At 36.8% G+C, this 18,994-nt stretch carries 23 protein-coding genes; 18 read left to right on the top strand and 5 right to left on the bottom strand.

Annotated features, from left to right (window positions below; genetic code table 11):
• The first annotated feature begins 92 nt into the window (after positions 1-92).
• The 8 genes from CEQ21_RS23450 (at position 93) to CEQ21_RS23415 (ending at position 7,320) form a co-directional block, all read left to right on the top strand.
• Positions 93-791: a response regulator transcription factor gene (locus tag CEQ21_RS23450; protein ID WP_185766620.1), complete on the top strand. Its 699-nt coding sequence runs from the start codon at positions 93-95 to the stop codon at positions 789-791.
• Positions 788-2,152: a HAMP domain-containing sensor histidine kinase gene (locus CEQ21_RS23445; RefSeq protein ID WP_185766619.1), complete on the top strand. Its 1,365-nt coding sequence runs from the start codon at positions 788-790 to the stop codon at positions 2,150-2,152. Before CEQ21_RS23450 ends, CEQ21_RS23445 begins: the two co-directional genes overlap by 4 nt.
• Entirely contained in the window at positions 2,149-2,853 is a 705-nt protein-coding gene (locus tag CEQ21_RS23440; RefSeq protein ID WP_185766618.1) for a PepSY domain-containing protein, read from the top strand. Before CEQ21_RS23445 ends, CEQ21_RS23440 begins: the two co-directional genes overlap by 4 nt.
• 100 nt (positions 2,854-2,953) lie before the next feature.
• A complete protein-coding gene (locus CEQ21_RS23435; RefSeq protein ID WP_185766617.1) occupies positions 2,954-3,511 on the top strand; it encodes a PepSY domain-containing protein in 558 nt (185 codons plus the stop codon).
• 279 nt (positions 3,512-3,790) lie between these two features.
• Positions 3,791-4,309, top strand: a complete 519-nt coding sequence (locus tag CEQ21_RS23430; RefSeq protein WP_185766616.1) for a TlpA disulfide reductase family protein — start codon at positions 3,791-3,793, stop codon at positions 4,307-4,309.
• 185 nt (positions 4,310-4,494) lie between these two features.
• Positions 4,495-4,626: an FbpB family small basic protein gene (locus CEQ21_RS23425; RefSeq protein WP_127741265.1), complete on the top strand. Its 132-nt coding sequence runs from the start codon at positions 4,495-4,497 to the stop codon at positions 4,624-4,626.
• 73 nt (positions 4,627-4,699) lie between these two features.
• Positions 4,700-4,843: an acid-soluble spore protein N gene (locus CEQ21_RS23420; protein WP_127741263.1), complete on the top strand. Its 144-nt coding sequence runs from the start codon at positions 4,700-4,702 to the stop codon at positions 4,841-4,843.
• Between the two features lie 146 nt (positions 4,844-4,989).
• Entirely contained in the window at positions 4,990-7,320 is a 2,331-nt protein-coding gene (locus tag CEQ21_RS23415; RefSeq protein ID WP_185766615.1) for an AAA family ATPase, read from the top strand.
• Between the two features lie 266 nt (positions 7,321-7,586).
• Here CEQ21_RS23415 and CEQ21_RS23410 read toward each other — a convergent pair whose 3' ends face one another.
• On the bottom strand, positions 7,587-7,730 hold the full coding sequence (locus tag CEQ21_RS23410) for a hypothetical protein (RefSeq protein WP_185766614.1): 144 nt from the start codon (positions 7,728-7,730) through the stop codon (positions 7,587-7,589).
• Between the two features lie 127 nt (positions 7,731-7,857).
• Between CEQ21_RS23410 and CEQ21_RS23405 the strand changes: the two genes are divergently transcribed.
• The 5 genes from CEQ21_RS23405 (at position 7,858) to CEQ21_RS23385 (ending at position 9,932) form a co-directional block, all read left to right on the top strand.
• Positions 7,858-7,995, top strand: coding sequence for a hypothetical protein (locus CEQ21_RS23405; protein ID WP_185766613.1), 138 nt, complete (start codon positions 7,858-7,860; stop codon positions 7,993-7,995).
• A gap of 471 nt (positions 7,996-8,466) precedes the next feature.
• Positions 8,467-8,820, top strand: coding sequence for a hypothetical protein (locus CEQ21_RS23400; RefSeq protein WP_185766612.1), 354 nt, complete (start codon positions 8,467-8,469; stop codon positions 8,818-8,820).
• 98 nt (positions 8,821-8,918) lie between these two features.
• Positions 8,919-9,089: a hypothetical protein gene (locus tag CEQ21_RS23395; protein ID WP_185766611.1), complete on the top strand. Its 171-nt coding sequence runs from the start codon at positions 8,919-8,921 to the stop codon at positions 9,087-9,089.
• 102 nt (positions 9,090-9,191) lie between these two features.
• Positions 9,192-9,614: an acyl-CoA thioesterase gene (locus tag CEQ21_RS23390; protein ID WP_185766610.1), complete on the top strand. Its 423-nt coding sequence runs from the start codon at positions 9,192-9,194 to the stop codon at positions 9,612-9,614.
• 27 nt (positions 9,615-9,641) lie between these two features.
• On the top strand, positions 9,642-9,932 hold the full coding sequence (locus tag CEQ21_RS23385) for a hypothetical protein (protein ID WP_185766609.1): 291 nt from the start codon (positions 9,642-9,644) through the stop codon (positions 9,930-9,932).
• Between the two features lie 16 nt (positions 9,933-9,948).
• On the opposite strand, the gene CEQ21_RS23380 is transcribed toward CEQ21_RS23385, so the two are convergent.
• The 4 genes from CEQ21_RS23380 to plsY form a co-directional block, all read right to left on the bottom strand.
• The gene (locus CEQ21_RS23380; RefSeq protein ID WP_127741253.1) at positions 9,949-10,248 is read right to left on the bottom strand and encodes a HesB/YadR/YfhF family protein; all 300 of its coding nucleotides are present in this window, start codon (positions 10,246-10,248) and stop codon (positions 9,949-9,951) included.
• Between the two features lie 92 nt (positions 10,249-10,340).
• Positions 10,341-11,498, bottom strand: coding sequence for a CapA family protein (locus CEQ21_RS23375; RefSeq protein ID WP_185766608.1), 1,158 nt, complete (start codon positions 11,496-11,498; stop codon positions 10,341-10,343).
• 128 nt (positions 11,499-11,626) lie between these two features.
• Positions 11,627-12,301: a two-component system sensor histidine kinase NtrB gene (locus CEQ21_RS23370; RefSeq protein ID WP_185766607.1), complete on the bottom strand. Its 675-nt coding sequence runs from the start codon at positions 12,299-12,301 to the stop codon at positions 11,627-11,629.
• A gap of 116 nt (positions 12,302-12,417) precedes the next feature.
• On the bottom strand, positions 12,418-13,020 hold the full coding sequence (gene plsY, locus CEQ21_RS23365) for a glycerol-3-phosphate 1-O-acyltransferase PlsY (RefSeq protein ID WP_185766606.1): 603 nt from the start codon (positions 13,018-13,020) through the stop codon (positions 12,418-12,420).
• Positions 13,021-13,178: 158 nt separating this feature from the next.
• Between plsY and CEQ21_RS23360 the strand changes: the two genes are divergently transcribed.
• From CEQ21_RS23360 to CEQ21_RS23340, 5 genes are all read left to right on the top strand, one after another.
• The gene (locus CEQ21_RS23360) at positions 13,179-14,618 is read left to right on the top strand and encodes a phospholipase D family protein (protein ID WP_185766605.1); all 1,440 of its coding nucleotides are present in this window, start codon (positions 13,179-13,181) and stop codon (positions 14,616-14,618) included.
• Positions 14,619-14,745: 127 nt separating this feature from the next.
• A complete protein-coding gene (locus CEQ21_RS23355; RefSeq protein ID WP_185766604.1) occupies positions 14,746-15,897 on the top strand; it encodes an acyl-CoA dehydrogenase family protein in 1,152 nt (383 codons plus the stop codon).
• Positions 15,898-16,384: 487 nt separating this feature from the next.
• A complete protein-coding gene (locus CEQ21_RS23350) occupies positions 16,385-17,251 on the top strand; it encodes a carbon-nitrogen hydrolase family protein (RefSeq protein ID WP_144454842.1) in 867 nt (288 codons plus the stop codon).
• 1 nt (position 17,252) lies between these two features.
• Positions 17,253-17,918, top strand: coding sequence for a GNAT family N-acetyltransferase (locus CEQ21_RS23345; protein WP_185766603.1), 666 nt, complete (start codon positions 17,253-17,255; stop codon positions 17,916-17,918).
• 160 nt (positions 17,919-18,078) lie between these two features.
• Positions 18,079-18,903, top strand: coding sequence for an aldo/keto reductase (locus CEQ21_RS23340; protein ID WP_185766602.1), 825 nt, complete (start codon positions 18,079-18,081; stop codon positions 18,901-18,903).
• Positions 18,904-18,994 lie beyond the last annotated feature (91 nt).

The raw sequence follows: 18,994 nt of genomic DNA, 5'->3' as shown, positions 1-18,994 counted from the left end.
GAGAGCCTTTTTTTATTAACGAATACAAGATAATATAAAGTAGAGCATAAATGTGATTAAACATAGATACTAAAACGAGGGGGCTTAAGAATTTGACAAAGGATAAAATTCTTGTGATAGAGGATGAAAAGAAGATAGCAAGAATTATAACAATGGAGCTGGAGTATGAAGGCTATGAAGTACATGCAGAGCATGCAGGCGAACAGGGGCTCGAAAAAGTGCTAACAGGCAACTGGGACCTTGTCTTGCTTGATGTGATGCTGCCAGAAATAAGCGGGTTGGAAATTCTAAGAAGGATACGCAATGCATCTGTAAACGTACCAGTGATTTTGCTGACAGCCAGAGATTCCATTCCGGACAAGGTAACAGGACTGGACTTAGGTGCAAATGATTATATGACAAAACCTTTTCAAATTGAAGAACTCCTCGCCCGTATTAGAGCGAGCCTGCGCATTAGTAAAATGCAAATGAAACAAGAGCAGGAAAAAATCCTCCAGGTAGACGATTTACAGGTTTTTGTGAAGTCATATTCAGTGAAAAGGGCAAATATCGCTATCGAGCTCACTCCAAGAGAATTTGAACTGCTGCTTTACTTAATGGAAAATAAGAATATTGTGCTGTCTAGAGAGCAGATTTTAAATCAAGTATGGGGCTATGACTTTGTGGCAGATACAAATGTGGTGGATGTTTATATTCGATACTTGCGTAAAAAAATCGATTATCAGTTTGAAAAGCAGTTGATTCAGACAATTCGTGGGATTGGGTATGTTATTAAGGATACTACTATATGAAAGTAAGAACTAGAATTCAAGTTTTTTCGACATTATTGCTAGTAATTATGATGATTTGCTTAAATACGACCATATATTTTGTTTTTCAAAAAGAAATCCTCCGAAATGAGACAAATGAAACAGCAGCTAAGCTAACACAAACTGCACAAAACATTCAAACTGCTACAACGGAAACGAATCAAAATGCCCTTCTGCGCGCATTTGTACCAACAGAGGGAATGATTCGTGTTATTGACGCAAGTAATACTGTATTATTTACAAGTACTAAGGATTCGAGTTATGCAGAACTGGAGCATTTTTATTCAGAGGTTCAGAATGAAGAAGTCTTAAAGCACGATGGAATTACCTTTTCTGTGACATCCATGCCAGTCGTTTGGAATAATGGTAATATTGTAAAGCTGGAAATGTCCGAAAATATAGACGGTTCTGTTGGGATATTACAAATATTGCAATTGATTTTATTCATTGGCACAATCCTTATTATCGTCCCAACCTTTTTAGCAGGGAGAGTGCTTTCAAGCTTTATTTTAACACCAATTCAATCATTGATAAGAACGATGGAGGATATCCAGGCTAACGGCAGCTTTCAAAAGCTTCCATTAAAAGAAAAAAGCAAGGATGAGCTATACCAACTTGGCAGCACATTTAATAAGATGATTTCGCGCTTAGAAATTCAATACGACAAGCAGAAGCAATTTGTATATGATGCCTCCCATGAATTAAGAACACCGCTGACAGTAATCGAAAGTTATGCAAATATGCTGAAGCGGTGGGGAAAAAATAAACCGGATGCATTAGAAGAAGGAATCGATGCCATACTCTCAGAAGCAGTACGAATGAAGGAAATGACAAATGATATGCTTGACTTGGCAAAGGCAGATGATCTCCTTGAGCTGCAGATGGAGGAAATGAATTTGTGGGAGCTCTGCAGTCAGACGGCAAAAAATATGGAAATGGCAACTGGCCGTAAGGTTGAAGTGGATGCGTCAAGTAAAGAAGTAATTGTTACCGCAGACAAACAAAAAATGAAACAGCTGCTGCTGATATTTATTGATAATGCATTTAAATACGGTGCTGATCATGTAACCATAAGGGCTTATATAAAAGATAAAACAGTATTTTTGCAGGTAGCCGATAATGGCTTTGGCATTGCTGAGGATCATAAGGAACATATATTCGATCGATTTTTTCGGGCGGATAAGGCGAGAAATAGAGAAGCTGGCGGAGCTGGCCTTGGGCTTGCTATTGCAAGGCAAATAGTCGATGCTCATAGTGGAGAAATTGAAGTGGAAAGTGTTCTTGGTGAAGGCTCAACATTTACTTGCTCATTTCCTGCAGACATAAAGGCGGTGAGTAAATGAAGGTAACGAAAAAACGGGTAATTATTGTTGCTTTTATATTGCTGCTTATTATCATAGCGGTCGGCATCGTTACTTTTTATTTAAAAAGCAATGATTCGATTACGGAAGCAGAAGCGAAAGAATTTGTTGTGACTACTTATGGTGGAACGATAAACAGTATTGGGGAAAAGAAAGAGGAAGAAGGGGACGTTTTTAAGATTGTGTTTGAAAACAATACTGGCACATACAAAATGGAACTTATAAAGAAGACAGGCAAAATCTCATCCCTTTCTTTACAATCATTAAAAAGTAACGTTGCGAATAACGGTCTTATCGAGGAAAATAAAGCAATCAATCTCATTAAGGAACAAATAAGCGGAGACTTATTAACAATAGAAGAAACGATGCACAATAAAATAGCTTATTATTCCTTTATTGTCAAAACAGACACTAATGAACAAGCATATTTATTAAATCGGCAAACAGGTGATATTACAGAAGAAGCTGTTGGAGAAAGTTCAGAATACATTGCGCAAGAAAAAGCAGAGGAAATTGCCTTGAAAGAAATACCGGGCAAAGTTTCGGAGATAGAGCTCGAAGAGGATGATGATTTTGGACTCGTCTATGAGCTTGAAATAGATACAGATCAAAATAAAGAAGTAAAAATGTATATCAATGCCTATTCAGGTGTGATTGAATCGATTAACTGGGAGGAAGATTAATACACTCATTTGAATTTCTCATCAATTTCTCATATTTCTGCTCCAATCTTATCATTTTCTCAGGATAAGATAGAAGTATAGAAAAGAAGGAGGAATTCACATGAATTTTATCAATAAAGCTTGGAAAAAAGTAAAGCAATCAAAATGGTTGAAATATGGAATTGGTGCTGCGGTCATAGGTTTTGGAGGGGCAGCAGCATATGATTTAGTTGATGACAGAGATGTATACGCAAATGGCGGTATTGTTAAAAGCATTACACAAGCAGAACCAGCAGTATCAAAGCAGGAAGCAGCTGATATTGCCGGAAAAGAAAGAAACACAATGGTAGAAGAAGTAGAGCAAGAATACACTGAAAATGGCGACTCCGTTTATCAGGTGGAATTCGCTGATGATCAAGAGGATATTTATGTTGACGCAGAAAAAGGTACAGTTATAACAAAAGATATGCTGGCTGAAAAAATTAAAGTAACAGAGGAAAAAGCAAAAGAAATAGCATTAAAAGAAGTAAGTGGAGTTATAACTGAGTTCGAATTAGATGAAGACAATGCTCAATTTGTATATGAGCTTGAAGTAACATCACAAAATGGCACCGAAACGGAAATGACTATATCCGCAGAAACAGGCAAAATTTTAACAAAAGAACAAGACAGATTTTAAGTGAGCAGCCTTATGAGGCTGCTTTTTTATTTTTAAAAAATTAAATATGACAATATTCGCAACATTAAGTCATACATATATATTTTTGGCTAGAAACTTGTTAAAGTAAAGAAGCAGGGACAAGCTTTAGGTTGTATCATGAATAGCAAGCTTGTTATATAGGGTACTCACTTAGGTTAATAATTCTACGCATTCAAAAGCACTTCCAGAAAAAAACATTGTAAATAAAGTAAAATAGGAAAACTTAATAATAATGAAGATAAATTGAGGTGAACTCATTTGAAAAAAACAACATTATTTTTAAGTATCCTGATTAGTTTCAGCATTATATTTTTGGATATACCACAAACTGCTGCAAATAAGCTTGAAAGTAATATTGGCGTTAATGTGGGTAACATAGCACCAGATTTTACATTGAAGAATCTGCAAGGAAAGGATGTGCGTCTATCTAGTGTAAGAGGAAAAAAAGTGATCATTAATTTTTGGGCAACATGGTGTCCGCCATGCAAGCAGGAAATACCTGAAATTGAAAAGTTCTACCAAAAGAACAAGGGGACTGTTGAGGTATTGGCAGTAAATATTGATGGCGGCAATTCGGAAGCTGTGGCTCTTTTTACAAAAAAAATGAATGTGTCTTTTCCTGTCCTTTTGGATAATCCTGATGGGATCAATGAAAAATATAAGGTAATGACAATACCAACTACATTTTTTATCGATGAAAATGGTATTATTATGAACAAATACTTCACTGTTATGTCAATAAATGTAATGGAAAAGTTAATAAAAAGTAAAGATTGATTGTAAGCGCTTTACAATTATGCGGACATCCCTTATAATGAAACCGTAACAAAAAAGCATATACGACCATTATTTTCAGAAAACAAAGATTTTTCAAAAATTTAAAAGAATTTCTGCAAATGAGTAATAACTTCTTGAAATTTTGGGAATTATGGAAATATAAAAGCATAAAGGAGATAAATAAAATGAGAAAACCTCGTAAACGTTCCTTCCAGGAGCTAGTAACTGAAAATAAATTGCAATTACTGAAAGACAGGGAAGCTATTGAAAAAATAGAAGAACGAATTGAAAAGAAGCATCTTAAAAAAGCAAGATAACCGTTTGAGAAAATTTTGCCACACATCACCTCTTCCTTCCATGTGCAAACTTATAAAGAAGGAGGGGATAATGATGAGCAATCCAAAAAAAGACAGCAAGCACTTTGTACCTAGCCATATCGGAACAAAATCGAGAGGATTTGGCGGGAATAAAGGCAAAAAAATGCAAGACACTTCAGGTCAGCATGCACAAGTAATTCAAACAAAAGGTGAATAATAAAGGGCTTCCGCATAGTAGCGGAAGCCTTTTTTTGGTTTTTAACGTTGTGAAAACAAGTTAAAATGATTAACGGATAAACGAAGATTATGGTACTATAAGAAGATGTAAATTAAACTTATATGTAAGTGAAGTGAAGAAGTAAAATGGAGAAAAAAGTCGAAAATACTGTCAGTCAAACAATAGCTACTCTGGAAGAGGAATTTAAAAATACGGGAGTCATTAAGAATGAAAAAACGGTTTTATCTGTCATTCAAACAATAGATGAAACAGAGAAGCCTGAAATGATTTCTAGATTATTGACAATTGCGGCAATTTCCAGATTAAACACAAATGAAAAGGACACAATTGCGAGTGCTTGGCTCAAAAAAGCAAAGGAATTGGATCCGCAAAATAAGGAAGCAAATAAATATCTTTCCCAAAACGATTGGAAAAATTATAAAGATCTTTTAGAGATGTTGAATTTTCCAGCGATACGAGAAACGGATAACAGAACAGCAAAAAGAAAGATTGCTGAGCAATATATAAATAATTGCCGAATGTTTTTAAACATGGTTGATGATGAAAAGGACGAGATTATTTCAAACAGCGCTGCTGCAGTGACCTTTAACAATAAGCTTGCTGAAGATAAATATAAAAAAATTATCTCCTTACTTGATGAAGTTACACAAAAAACATCTCAGCTTCTGCAGTCTTCTGAGGAATATGAAGAATCTATTAGCGGTGTATTTCATACATCCATTTATTATGACAGTGTCAAAAAGCTGATTGAAGAACTGAATGAATTGAAAACTGCTTGGCTGGCCATTTTTATAGAGAAAGAGTCGGGTGAAATCAAGGAAGAAACTATTTCCGCACTTGAACAGCTTCAGCAAATGATTGGTCTGGAAAAGGTCAAAAATCGCGTAAAGGACTTCTACCAGTTTCTTAAATATCAGAATTCAAGAAAGAAGCTAGGCTTTACCATCCAGGATGAATTAAGCCTAAATATGATTTTCACAGGAAACCCTGGCACAGGAAAAACTACATTGGCACGGTTAATGGCTAAAATATATTATGAGTTAGGTGTCCTTCCGAGTCAGGAGGTTGTGGAAACAGATCGCTCTCAGCTAGTGGGAGGCTATATGGGTCAAACGGAGGAAAATGTCCGTAATGTTGTGAAGCAATCGCTTGGCGGTGTGTTATTTATTGATGAAGCGTATAGCTTAAATCGAGATGGCCAAGGAAGTGATTATGGCCAAACTGCAATTGATACATTAGTTTCTTTGATGACAAGCTCTGAATTTGGCGGGAAATTCGCTGTGATCTTAGCAGGCTATCCAGAGGAAATGAGACAGTTTTTAGATGGCAATCACGGTCTTAGCAGCCGTTTTCCAACATCTAATTTGATACATTTGCCTAATTACACGGCAGAAGAGTTAATTGCGATTGGGGAAAAAATTGCCCAAGACAATGATTATGTTATAAGTGAGGAAGGCAAACAACAATTAGAGCTCCGTCTTGAAAAAGAGCAGGTCGATGAAAGCTTTGGCAATGCGAGAGCGGTAAAAAACATTGTACTTGATGCAATTTTTAACAAGGGCTCCCAAGCACATTCAAATAAGCCATTCTTGACATACACTTTGCTTGAAGGTAATGATTTTGCAGCGGCAGAGGAAGAGTCATCAGAAAATCCAGCAGAAGAGCTTGAAGCAATGATCGGGTTAACGACGGTTAAAGACGAAATGAAAAAAATTATTTCCTTTGTGAAAGTACAGCAACTTAGAAGAACGAATTCAAAAAAGAATTTACCAATTCAGCTGCATGCGGTCTTTACGGGCAACCCAGGGACAGGGAAGACAACTGTGGCAAAATTATACGCGCAGTTCTTAAAGGATTGCGGGATTTTAAAAAGAGGGCATCTTGTTGTTGCAAGCAGAGCTGATTTTATTGCTGGATTTGTTGGACAAACTGCGATTAAGACCAAAAAGAAAATTAGAGAAGCTCTTGGCGGCGTTTTATTTATTGATGAGGCATATTCGTTACTATCTGGATCTAATCAAGATTTCGGCAAAGAGGCAATTGATACACTTGTTATGGAAATGACAAGACATAATGAAAATCTAGTCGTTGTATTAGCAGGTTATCCTGACGAAACGAAGGCATTGCTCGCAAGCAACCCAGGGCTAACTTCTCGTTTTAAGAAATTTATCCATTTCGAGGACTATAATAAGGAAGAATTAATCGAAATAATGGAGGCGTATGCAGCTAAATTCGATTATCAGCTTGATAAAGCTGCGAAGCTTGCTTTACAGACGAGGCTTTCAACATTTCAAACGAATGGTAACGGACGGTTTGCGACAAATTTAGTCGATGAATCTGTTCAAATGCAAGCATTACGCATCATGGAAGCATCAGATGATCAGATTAATTATTCTTTGCTTACAGAAGAAGATATGATGCAAGCGTTGAACTTTTTCACGAACCAGCAATCATAAATTCGTTAGGCGGCTTAAGTTAAGCCGCCTTTTTTATATACAAAAAAAGGACTATCCAAAAAAGGATAGTCAAAATCAGCAGTTTTTATCTCAGGTGTGTAGTTTATGTGAAAAACTGCAGACTTCATTGTACTTTTATTTTGGGGGAAATACAAAGGTAATTAAAACCATCTCTTAACAGGATGGACTTTTAGTAGAAACTAAACTTACGGGACTAACTTATCGAGAGGTCAATGTATTGCTTCTAACTTTATAGAGAATACTTTTTATTTTTGTTCTAATAGATCACCAAAAAAAAGAATTTCATCTACAATCATGGTTTTCATTTCATGATCCTGACATTTTTTGCATTCTGTAACTAATAAATATATATGGTTTATAAATAGGAGCATTTCATCATCGTTAATCATTGTAAAATCTCCTTTTTGAATAATTAGTACTAAAAAGAACAGCAGTACCATATAATATATTGTTTTTTATTTCCATTAAGTGGGTAATTATAATTATAACAAATCAAACGACTAGGAGTAAAGTATTATGGGCCTAATTGAAAAGCTGCAGAAGAAAATAATTGAAACCGATTGGACAGTGTTAATCGAGGAAGAAGAAACGCAAAAACAAGAAGAGGCAAACGATAAACAAATTAATGATAAAGGCGATCTTGCTAGCTCCTGAGCAAAGACATCTTCAAAAAAAAAATTTGGATTTTCTTATATCTAGTATAAATGATAAAATATGGAATATGATAACTTAGTTTATACGAGTGGAAGGAGATTTCAGAATTGATAGAAAGATTACCAGCAATGTTTGTCTGTATTTGTTTATTAACAGCATGCACAAGTGTTTCAGAAGAAAAAGAACCACTAAATGTAACCGTTTCAAAAAAGCGTACAGCAGATTAACTGATGATGAAATGAAGGAGATTGCAGAGAAATCTTATCAGCTGCTGCAATTGGCAAATGTATATGCTGAACAAAATCAACACTGGAATACATAGTCGTTTTTGCAGGAGTTACAGCCTTATTTTACGAAAAATTTTATAAATAATCTTAAGGTATCATTATTTACTGTACCAATTGGGGGGATTTCCCTGCGAATTTTAATTATAATCAGCATTTTGTCATTAAACAGCAAGCAAGTGATAAATTGAAGGTAGAAACTCTACAAGCATCGTATCTTAACACACCACTGATTATTATAGTAGAAGCTAAAAAAGAAAATGGGAATTGGAAAATAGATAACTATAATTATAAGAAGACTTCTGCTTTTACCGTTAAAGAAAAAGAACAAACCTTAATAACACAAGAAAAAGCCAAGAAAATAGTAAAAGAATATTTGCATGGCGAAGTTAAAGAGATAGAATCAATTACTTCTGGTAAGGGGAATACATACTATATAAATGCTTTTGTGGAGGTAAATGATCGACAAGAGATTGGGACTTCCTTAAAAATGGATAGAACTACTGGAGAGATACACAGTTTAATGCAAGTAAATTCATAATTATTATTCTTTAGAAGATAGGCAGACTGATGGCTCTGATTCCGATATAATATGCTTTATAAACGTATGTATATATGATTAGTTATATGGAGGGGAATATGACTGATTTAGAGACAGAATATGAAATGCTGCAATGGGAGTTAAAAAAACTAGCGATAAAAATGGAGAATACACCAATACTGGCAAAAGGGTATAAGGAAATGCTGCGAAAAGAGATAAATTTAACGAAAATGCTGCAGGACCTAATGAATAGAATGATAAATGAATAAGATTTGTGTTCAATCGTGCTAACGGTCGGTTTTCTTGATTAGTTGCAAGGTAAGTCATAAAATGAAGGAGAAGGAATTAAAGTAAAGGAAGTGCAGGAAGCATTGGAATACGTACATAAATTAGAACTTAAAATTGATTATGCGGATACCGATATGATGGCGGTAGTTTATCATGCTAATTACTTGAAGTTTTTTGAGCGCGGGAGAACAGCGTTGATTGAGGATATTGGCTACAGCTATGTTGAGATGGAGGAAGAGGGCTATTTTGCGCCTGTTTATGATGTGCAGGCAACTTATAAAAAGCCGTTACGATATGGTGATAAAGCGTTTGTAAAAACGTGGATTGATGCGAATGATGGCATTAAGACAGTATATGGCTACCGAATTGAAAACGGAGATGGTGACCTTTGTGTAGAAGGGTCGACTACTCATATTATTGTCAGCAAGGAAAATTTCCGCCCTAAATCATTCAAAAAAGTATTTCCTAAGTGGTTTCAAAGGTATGAAGAACTTAAAAGAAAATAAACCTATTTAAGGAGAGATAGAAAAAATATGGCATTTGGCATCAAACGAAATGAATTAGCTCAGTGGAAAAAACAAATTGATGATGGACAAATTGCCTTTTTGACACATTATTGGCTAGATGACCGTTTTCCAGGCTGTAAGACTGTAACAAAGGTAGGCTGTGCTGATTTACATAAGCTGGAGCAATGGGGCGCCAAATATGGTCTGAAAAAAGAATGGATTCATAACAGGAAGGATGGATACTCTCACTTTGATCTTCTCGGACAAACACAAACGGATATTCTCGAGAAGGAAGGGATAGACATTCATCTCAAATAAGAAAAGCAGGCTGTTATTAAGCCTGCTTTTCTGTGTAATGATATTCTGGTTCCTGTGCTGCATCATTAAAGTCAGCTAGCAAATCATTATCGTCAAAATACCAAAGATCCTTCTCCTCGATATAATAACGAATTCCGTCCTTTTCCGTACTAACGCCTGAATTCACAGGTTTTTCGTTCGATATGCCAAGGGAGAAACCTTGCTGGACAGTACTGCAGCCACCGTATCTTGCGAAAAAGCGGACATAGTCACCTTCGTTTAGAAGCAGTTCGTTCTTATACCATTCTGAAGCCTTATCACTTATTACTATTTTCATTTCAAGCACCTCTTTTGTGAGATTAAATTAATCCTCATTATTATTATAAAGGATAAATCGTGAGTATGCACATAATTAAACTGTCTTAACGCTTACTTTGGATGCACACCTTTCAACATATGTGTCATCATTTCCTGATAGTTTTGCTTGCTGTCAGGCAGCCCAAGCTTACCAGCATCCTCTAATGGCACCATTTTGTAGCCCTTGTCATTTTTACTGTATACATATGTTGGAAAAAAGGAGGGTACTTCAATTTTTTTCGTTGTTTTTCCTCCAAGCTCTGTTTTACTTACTTTAACTGTTACCATCCCGCCAATATCACGATAATCATCCGCTTGTCCTGATAGGAAGTTGCCAAGTGAATATACAACTAAGGATTTCTTGCCGTTTTTGTCATATAACCATTCCATTGGCTGCAGCACGTGAGGATGGCCGCCGAAAATAATGTCGACACCTTCATCAACCAGGAATTGGGCAAGATTTTTCTGTTCTTGATTTGGGTTGCGCTCATATTCAATGCCCCAGTGAATTCCCATTACGATAAAGTCAGCTTGCTTTTTCGCTTTTGCTATCTCTTTTTTCATTCTCTCTTTATCGATTAGATTAACGATATACGCTTCATCTTTAGGAACAGAAATACCATTTAATCCATAGGTGTACGAAAGATAAGCGATTTTAATGCCGTTTGATTTAAGAACACGAAGCTTTTGCTGGTCTTCTTCACTTGTAAATGTTCCGACATAAGGAAGGTTAATTTTGTTTAAGTATTCAAGGGACTGCTTTTGAGCGCTGACGCCTCTATCTAAAGAATGATTATTAGCGGTTGTCACGATATCAACGCCAGCATCAACTAGTGCATCTGCAACCTCATGTGGGCTGTTGAAAGACGGATAGCTTGATAACCCGATTTTTTCGCCTGCTACAATCGTTTCTTGATTTGCCAAGAGAATGTCAGGCTTTTCAAGTTCTTCTTTCACTTCTGCAAGCATTGGTTTAAAGTCAAAACCGCCAGCTACTTTCGCTTCATTATATACCCGGTCATGAATCAGAATATCCCCAACAGCCCCAAGCGTAGCTTCACGGCCAATTGATTTAGAGCCAAGATTATTTTTCTTCATTGGCAGTTCGCTGCTCGTATAGTCATCTTTATTGTTGGTAACATTGTCAGGATTAAGCTTAAAAAAAGCAAAGGCTGCAATGGAAGCGCCAATAAAAACAAGTAAAAGATAGAGCTGTACATTTTTTTTCATCGTTTTTCCTGCCTTTAAGTGAGTCATCTTAATAGTACTAGTTTGCTACTATAGGATAACAAAAAAACAGGACTGATTTCGACTAATTTCGTAAAATGGAAAAATGATGAAATTTCTGAATAAAAAAACTATTTATACTTTAGCGGTAGCTTGACAATAAATTCTGTTCCTTCACCTAGGATAGAATGGACCGTAATACTGCCTTGAACTTCCTCAATAATCGACTTGCAGATACTTAAACCGATTCCAGTTCCATCCTTTTTTGTTGTATAAAAAGGAGTGAACAGCTGTTCTAATGCTTCTGCACTAATTCCACAGCCATTATCTTTAATAGAGATTATCCCGAAGTTATCTTCCTTAAAAACAGAAATGGTTATAGTCCCGTTTTCTGAACATGCTTCCACAGCGTTTTTGAGGAGGTTTGCGAGCACTTGTGAAAGCTGTATTTTTGGCAATAAAGGTTTGAAGTAGGACATGAAGTTTGCTTGAACCTTAATGTGTTTAACTTGAATTGTTTGATCAAACAAAAGCATTGCTTTGTGGACAGCATCCTTTATGTCGATTGTCGCGGAAGACTGATAGCTAAGAGGATTATCATATACCATTTCATTAAGAAGATAATTTGCTCTGTCCAATTCTTCGATCGCCACTTCAGAATAAAGGCTTCTTTTAGGTGCGGGTAAATCTGGGTTTGCAAGAAGCTGCAGGAGACCGCGCACTGCTGTTATTGGGTTTTTAATTTCATGTGCATAACCAACGGCTGTTTTTTCCAGATTTTGTAGTTTTTCTTGATTATCTATCATTTTTCTCAACCGTCCTTTGTATGAATTACTGTTTGTTAGTAAACTTTATGACGAAATAAATCTAGATATGTCAAAAAAACAAAAAAAAACCATCATAATTGATGGTTTCTAACTTTTTACAGCCAAGTTATCTTCGGTTCTGTTTTGTTTAAAATACGTTTGATATTCGCGCGATGTCTGTATACGACAAAAATAGTCAGTATGGCGAGGATGACTATTAACAGCTTGTCGTCCCAAAGGATGATAGAGTATACCAAACCAGCAAATCCTGCAATCATAGAAGACAGAGAAACGTATTTAGATAAATATAAACTTAAGAAAAAGACGACCATAATAATTAAAAACATTAAAGGTTCATGTCCCAAAAGAATCCCAGCTGATGTTGCGACAGCTTTTCCACCTTTAAAGCCTGCGAATATTGGATACATATGGCCAATAACGGCCACAACACCAAAGATAAGCGGGTTGACATTTACTTGGATGTCAGTAAAAAGACTAAGTAATAATGGAAGGCAAGTTGCTAACGTTCCTTTTAAAATGTCTGAGAATGTTACGACAAATCCTGCTTTTTTCCCCAAAACTCTAAATGAGTTTGTGCCTCCGAGATTTCCGCTTCCATGTTCTCTTATATCGATTTTATAGAAAGCCTTCCCAATGATTAAACCGGAAGGAATGGATCCTATCAGGTAGGCTAAAATAATTAAAATGGCAATGATCAATGCTAACTCTCCTTCGTTCTATGTATATGGTTATTGTACCACGTATTTGTAAATTCTCACTCTTTTTTCGAAAAAATCTTAGCAGGCCCGGTTTACGGCAATAATCTTTAGGGTAAAAACCTTTGTTATATTTTTGGTGCAGCATAGGGGGATATGAAATGCTAAAAAAAAGAAAGAAAAGGAAGAAAATAATCCTAAGCATAATTGTAGTGTTTTTCTCTATTTACATAAGTGTTCTTTTATATCATACACTTAAACCATTACCGCAAGGAATTTCCTATGAAGGTCCAATACACAGTGTCGAGGATAAAGACATTAAATTTCTTGAGGATACCACCTATAAGGATGAAGATGGTAACCAAAAGCTTCATCAGGAGATCCTTGCACGTATGCTTAAAGAAATAGATAGTGCAAAGCAATTTATTGTTATCGACATGTTTCTATTTAATAGTGATACGAATGATGATCAAACTTATCCAAAAATCGCAAAAGCAGTGACGAACAAGCTCGTAGAAAAAAAACAAAAAAATCCGGGCCTTAAGTTGATTTTCATTACTGATCCTGTTAACACGACCTATCATTCCTATCCATCACCTGAGCTTACTAGACTAACAAAAAGTGGAGCAAAGGTCGTGGAAACAAATATGGAAAGCTTCCGTGACTCCAACCCTCTTTATTCAACGCTGTGGCGAATGTCATTTAAATGGTTTGGTCATGGAGATAACGGACATATACCGAATTTGCTTGCTGAAAGTGCTCCTGATGTAACAGTTAGGTCATATTTGGACTTACTGAATGTTAAAGCAAATCATCGTAAAGTGCTAATTACGGAAAACACTGCTATTGTATCGACAGGAAATATGCATGATGCAAGTGGTTACCATTCAAACATTGCCTATGTTGTGAAAGGAAATATCATAAATGATTTACTGGAAACAGAGGAAAGTGTTTATCGACTGATGGATAAGACGTCATTCCCTAAAGTCAAACCTACTGCGGAGAAAGGGGATATTCAATTACAGCTTCTTACAGAGGGGAAAATCGCTAAACAGGTGGTAAACGGAATTCACAGCACACAAAAAGGCGACACCATTTGGATCGGAATGTTATATTTGGCAGATCGCCCTGTAATGGATGAATTGATAGATGCAGCAGCTCGCAAGGTACAAATAAACTTAATCCTTGATCCAAATCAAAACTCATTTGGTAATAAGAAGGCTGGTCTTCCTAATATACCGACAGCGGCAGAGTTGATGAAAAAAGGCAATGAGCAGATTGCAATACGTTGGTATAACACAGGTAAAGAGCAGTACCATTCAAAGTTAATGTTGATTGAAAGCAAGAAAAAAAATATTATTATTGCAGGATCTGCCAACTATACAAGAAGAAATCTTCATGACTTAAATCTAGAAACAAATCTAAAAATAGCTGCTTCTGCTGATGTGCAAATTATGAAAGAAACAAAAAGTTATTTTGAAAAACTGTGGGCAAATAAAGGTGGAAAATATACAAAAGATTACAGCACAGAGGATGAACTTCCTGCTTTCCGTTATTTACTGTACCGCCTTCAGCGTATCCTGTGGTTCACTACCTATTAACTGCCCGTTTCACATTACGGGCAGTTTCGTATACAAGGAAGTAGGAGTCCTTTATAATTGGAGGAAGAACCTTAGCCAGTAAGGCTAATACATAAACATAGAAATTAAGTGTGGGAGCTGAAAAAGCATGGTTGCAAATTTTTCACAAATGAACAATCTTTCTGAAAGGCTTATAGCGATTGGGAAGTTGGCAAAGGGCTTTTCAGAAAGAGCACGAGAAGTAGATGAAAATGGATTTTTCCCATTTGAGAACATAAAGGAGTTGCAGGAATTCGGTTATACAGCATTAACGATTCCAGCAGCGTACGATGGCAAGGAAATATCCATCTATGAAATGGTTAGATTACAGGAGGCAATTGCCATTGGCGATGGATCAACTGCGTTGTCCATCGGCTGGCATATGGGTGTTGTCCGCAATATGTCCGAAAACAAGTGGGAATCTTCCCTGCTTGACGAGTTGTATGCAGCAATCAAAGACGGTGCTCTTATAAACAGTGCTGCAACAGAACCGCAAACAGGCAGCCCAACAAGAGGAGGAAAACCGCAAACAACAGCAGAAAAAAAGGGCGATTCCTGGTTAATTAATGGTAGAAAATCCTTTACATCCATGTCGCCGATGCTGGATTATTTTGTTGTTAGTGCATCTATTAAGGATACAGATGAGGTAGGGAATTTTCTGATTAAAAGAAATAATCCAGGCCTGAAAATTGAAGAGACTTGGGACAGTATCGCTTTGCGAGGAACTGGAAGCCATGATGTGTTTTTTGAGGAAGCAGTTATCGAAGGCAAATATATGGTGGAAAAGCTTGGCGGTCCAAGAAAGGTTAACCCGTGGCTACTCCACATTCCTGCCTGCTATCTTGGCATCGCCGGAGCAGCGCAAAAGGAAGCAATAAGATTTGCGAAGAGCCACTCACCAAACAGCATTACAGGGACGATAAGCGAACTTCCGGCCGTAAGGACAAAAATCGGCGAAATCGAATTGAAACTGTTAACGGCAAAGCATTTCCTTTATTCTGTCAGTCAAAAATGGGATGCGGCTAAGGAAGAAGAGCAGCAGTTGCTTGTTCCAGAGCTAAGTGCTGCCAAACATTATGTAACAAATACGGCAATAGAGGTAGTCGATTTGGCCATGCGCATTGTCGGCGCAAGAAGCCTTTCTGCAAGCAGTCCGTTGCAGCGCTACTACAGAGATGTAAGGGCAGGTTTACATAATCCACCTATGGATGATATGACAATATCCCAGTTAGCCGACAAATCGTTGAAAGAGCATGAATAAATAATAAAAAACGTCCAAAAGCTAGGCTTTTGGACTCGAAAAAGGCAAGAAGATCAGGCGGCATTGTTCTCTGGTCTTTTTTTTCTGCGTATAGACATAATTTGTTGTTTCAGCATTAACTCCCATTTACCTGGTCCATTTAAATAGCGCTTCACACTAAAAACGATCGTTTCCTCTAATAAAATCAGAAAAACCAATCCTAAAATCAAGTAAATGATAGTAAGCCCTCCCAGTTATTCAGCGATTTTGTTATTTTTTAAATTATCTGTAATATATATCCATTATATCATGAATTTGTTTACGATTAGTTAAAAAATGCTGTCAGTAGCTAATGATTTTCCTTCTTTATGTAACAAATAATAAAAAATGAACTAAAATATAAAAAACTGATACAAATCTATTGAAAACCAACAAAAAATGACGCATAATCAATTCTTGTAACTTTCTAATTTAAATAAAAAATTTACTTGCTAAAGGGAGATGGAAGATGAAAATAAGAGTTTCTGCCGTGCAGTATAAACTGCAAAACATTAAGTCATTTGAAGAATTTGCTAAGCAGTGTGAGCATTATGTCCGAACGGCACAGGAATTTGGAGCAGAGTTTGTTTTATTTCCTGAATTTTTTACAACACAGCTGTTGTCAATGGGAGATGGGCAAAATCCGTTAACCATTAATGAGTTGCCTGGATTTACAGAACAGTATCAAAATCTGTTCCGCACATTCGCTGTTCAAACTGGAATGCACATAATCGGTGGAACTCACGTTATCCGCAGGGATGACAAATTATTTAATGTCGCCCATTTATTTTATCCTGATGGAAGAATCGAGGAGCAAGCAAAGCTTCATATTACACCGACAGAAGTAGAGGAATGGAATATGGAGAAGGGCGATAGCTTCCGGATTTTTGAAACAGATAAAGGCAAAATTGCGATTTTGACCTGTTATGATATAGAATTCCCTGAAATTGTGCGGATGGCAAAAGCAAAAGGGGCGGACGTCATCTTTTGTCCATCCTGTACAGATGACCGTCATGGCTTCCATCGTGTTCGATACACATGCCATGCAAGAGCGATTGAAAACCAAGTGTATGTGGTTGTCACTGGCACGGTTGGCTCTTTAACGAATGTTGATTTTATGCGTGCAAATTTTGGTCAGGCGGCGATTATTACGCCGAATGACATTCCATTTCCACCTAAAGGAATCATGGCAGAGGGCGAGTTAAATGATGATATGATTATTACCTCTGATCTCGATCTTTCTCTTCTTTACGAGGTGAGAGCAAAGGGCTCTGTCACAACATGGAGAGACAGACGAACAGATATTTATACAGATTGGGAAACAATAGAAGGCTGATATGTACTATAGCAGCAGCTTATATATATATGATGGTAAGAAGCCAAGAGAATGCAAAGTCCGCAACTACAAAAAAGAGGACTTTGCAGAGTTAATGAACATTCAAGCTGAATGCTTTCCCCCTCCATTTCCATCAGAACTTTGGTGGACAAAGGACCAACTGGAAAACCATGTCACTATTTTTCCAGAAGGGGCAATTTGTGTGGAAGTCGAAGGGAAAATAGCAGGCTCGCTCACATCTCTTTGTATCTCTTACAATGAAAAGGAAAATAAGCATACTTGGAGTGATATCACAGCGGACGGATATATTACAACACATAAAAACGATGGTAACGCACTTTATGTCGTTGATATTAGTATTCGGCCTGCGTATCGCTTCCTCGGATTGGGAAAAATTATGATGCAAAGCATGTACCAGATTGTCATCGAAAAGCAGCTTGATCGTCTTATAGGCGGCGGCAGGATGCCTGGGTACCGAAAGTTCGCTGCAGAGCTTTCCCCAGAAGAATATGTCAGTCAGGTTGTTGCTGGAGAAAAAAAGGATCCTGTTATCACGTTTTTAATGAACTGTGGCAGAATGCCTGTCACTGTTCTGCATGACTATTTAGAAGATGAAGATTCCTTGAACAATGCTGTGCTGATGGAATGGAAAAATCCGTTTAAATAATGCAACTTAATCCCCTGTATAGAAACGTATACAGGGGTTTTCTTATGGAAATAAATAAGCGGTAACGTCATTTGCTTCACGTTTTTTCGTAAAGCAAAATACTTTATTCCGATTTGTTAATATGAGAGAATAGCAACATACATAAAAGGAGGGGCTTGTTATGAATTTACAGTCAACTGTCAAACTTAATAATGGTGTGGAAATGCCTAAATTCGGTTTAGGTGTTTTTAAAGTGCAGGAAGGTCAAGAAGTAATTGATTCTGTTAAAGCAGCCATTAAAGCTGGCTACATAAGCATTGATACAGCAGCCGTTTATAAGAATGAAGAAGGTGTTGGCCAAGGTATAAAAGAGTCAGGTGTCGACAGAGAGAAGCTTTTCATTACTACAAAAGTTTGGAATGCAGATCAAGGCTATGATTCCACATTGGCTGCATTTGAAACAAGCATTCAAAAGCTTGGTCTTGACTATATTGATTTGTACCTGATTCACTGGCCGGTCAAAGGAAAATATAAAGAAACTTGGAAGGCGCTTGAGAAGCTTTATAAAGATGGCAAGGTAAAAGCAATTGGTGTCAGCAATTTCCACAAGCATCATCTTGAGGATCTTTTGTCAGAAGCAGAGATTGTTCCAACTGTTAACCAAATTGAGCTTCACCCATTGCTTAGTCAAGAGGAGCTTCGTAGTTTCTGTAAGGAAAAAGGCATTGTCGTAGAAGCTTGGTCTCCATTAGCACAAGGAAAACTGCTCGATAACGATGTTCTTACTGAAATTGCAGCGAAATACAATAAATCAACGGCACAAATCATCTTAAGATGGGATCTTCAAAATGACATTGTTACAATTCCAAAGTCAATTAAGGAACATCGTATCATCGAAAATGCAGATATCTTCGATTTTGAGCTTACTGCAGAGGATTTAGAAAAAATCAATGGACTGAACAAAAATGAGCGTGTAGGTGCAGATCCAGATAACTTTAACTTCTAATGAAGAAACAAGGAGGTCAAAGCATATAGCTTCGATCCCTTGTTTTTTATTTTTGAAATTGATTATAAAAACTAATTTTCTAAAAATTAGG

Origin of the sequence: Niallia circulans (assembly GCF_007273535.1) — a bacterium.
Lineage (GTDB): Bacteria > Bacillota > Bacilli > Bacillales > Cytobacillaceae > Niallia > Niallia circulans_B.
Note: the sequence above shows the minus strand (reverse complement) of the source record. Positions and strands in the feature narration are given on the sequence as shown.

Excerpts from the sequence above, each read along its gene's own strand:
- CEQ21_RS23445 (WP_185766619.1), top strand. The coding sequence starts at position 788 with ATGAAAGTAAGAACTAGAATTCAAGTTTTTTCGACATTATTGCTAGTA.
- CEQ21_RS23440 (WP_185766618.1), top strand. The coding sequence starts at position 2,149 with ATGAAGGTAACGAAAAAACGGGTAATTATTGTTGCTTTTATATTGCTG.
- CEQ21_RS23435 (WP_185766617.1), top strand. The coding sequence starts at position 2,954 with ATGAATTTTATCAATAAAGCTTGGAAAAAAGTAAAGCAATCAAAATGG.
- CEQ21_RS23425 (WP_127741265.1), top strand. The coding sequence starts at position 4,495 with ATGAGAAAACCTCGTAAACGTTCCTTCCAGGAGCTAGTAACTGAAAAT.
- CEQ21_RS23420 (WP_127741263.1), top strand. The coding sequence starts at position 4,700 with ATGAGCAATCCAAAAAAAGACAGCAAGCACTTTGTACCTAGCCATATC.
- CEQ21_RS23415 (WP_185766615.1), top strand. The coding sequence starts at position 4,990 with ATGGAGAAAAAAGTCGAAAATACTGTCAGTCAAACAATAGCTACTCTG.
- CEQ21_RS23410 (WP_185766614.1), bottom strand. The coding sequence starts at position 7,730 with ATGATTAACGATGATGAAATGCTCCTATTTATAAACCATATATATTTA.
- CEQ21_RS23405 (WP_185766613.1), top strand. The coding sequence starts at position 7,858 with ATGGGCCTAATTGAAAAGCTGCAGAAGAAAATAATTGAAACCGATTGG.
- CEQ21_RS23395 (WP_185766611.1), top strand. The coding sequence starts at position 8,919 with ATGACTGATTTAGAGACAGAATATGAAATGCTGCAATGGGAGTTAAAA.
- CEQ21_RS23385 (WP_185766609.1), top strand. The coding sequence starts at position 9,642 with ATGGCATTTGGCATCAAACGAAATGAATTAGCTCAGTGGAAAAAACAA.
- CEQ21_RS23380 (WP_127741253.1), bottom strand. The coding sequence starts at position 10,248 with ATGAAAATAGTAATAAGTGATAAGGCTTCAGAATGGTATAAGAACGAA.
- CEQ21_RS23375 (WP_185766608.1), bottom strand. The coding sequence starts at position 11,498 with ATGAAAAAAAATGTACAGCTCTATCTTTTACTTGTTTTTATTGGCGCT.
- CEQ21_RS23370 (WP_185766607.1), bottom strand. The coding sequence starts at position 12,301 with ATGATAGATAATCAAGAAAAACTACAAAATCTGGAAAAAACAGCCGTT.
- CEQ21_RS23360 (WP_185766605.1), top strand. The coding sequence starts at position 13,179 with ATGCTAAAAAAAAGAAAGAAAAGGAAGAAAATAATCCTAAGCATAATT.
- CEQ21_RS23355 (WP_185766604.1), top strand. The coding sequence starts at position 14,746 with ATGGTTGCAAATTTTTCACAAATGAACAATCTTTCTGAAAGGCTTATA.
- CEQ21_RS23350 (WP_144454842.1), top strand. The coding sequence starts at position 16,385 with ATGAAAATAAGAGTTTCTGCCGTGCAGTATAAACTGCAAAACATTAAG.
- CEQ21_RS23345 (WP_185766603.1), top strand. The coding sequence starts at position 17,253 with ATGTACTATAGCAGCAGCTTATATATATATGATGGTAAGAAGCCAAGA.
- CEQ21_RS23340 (WP_185766602.1), top strand. The coding sequence starts at position 18,079 with ATGAATTTACAGTCAACTGTCAAACTTAATAATGGTGTGGAAATGCCT.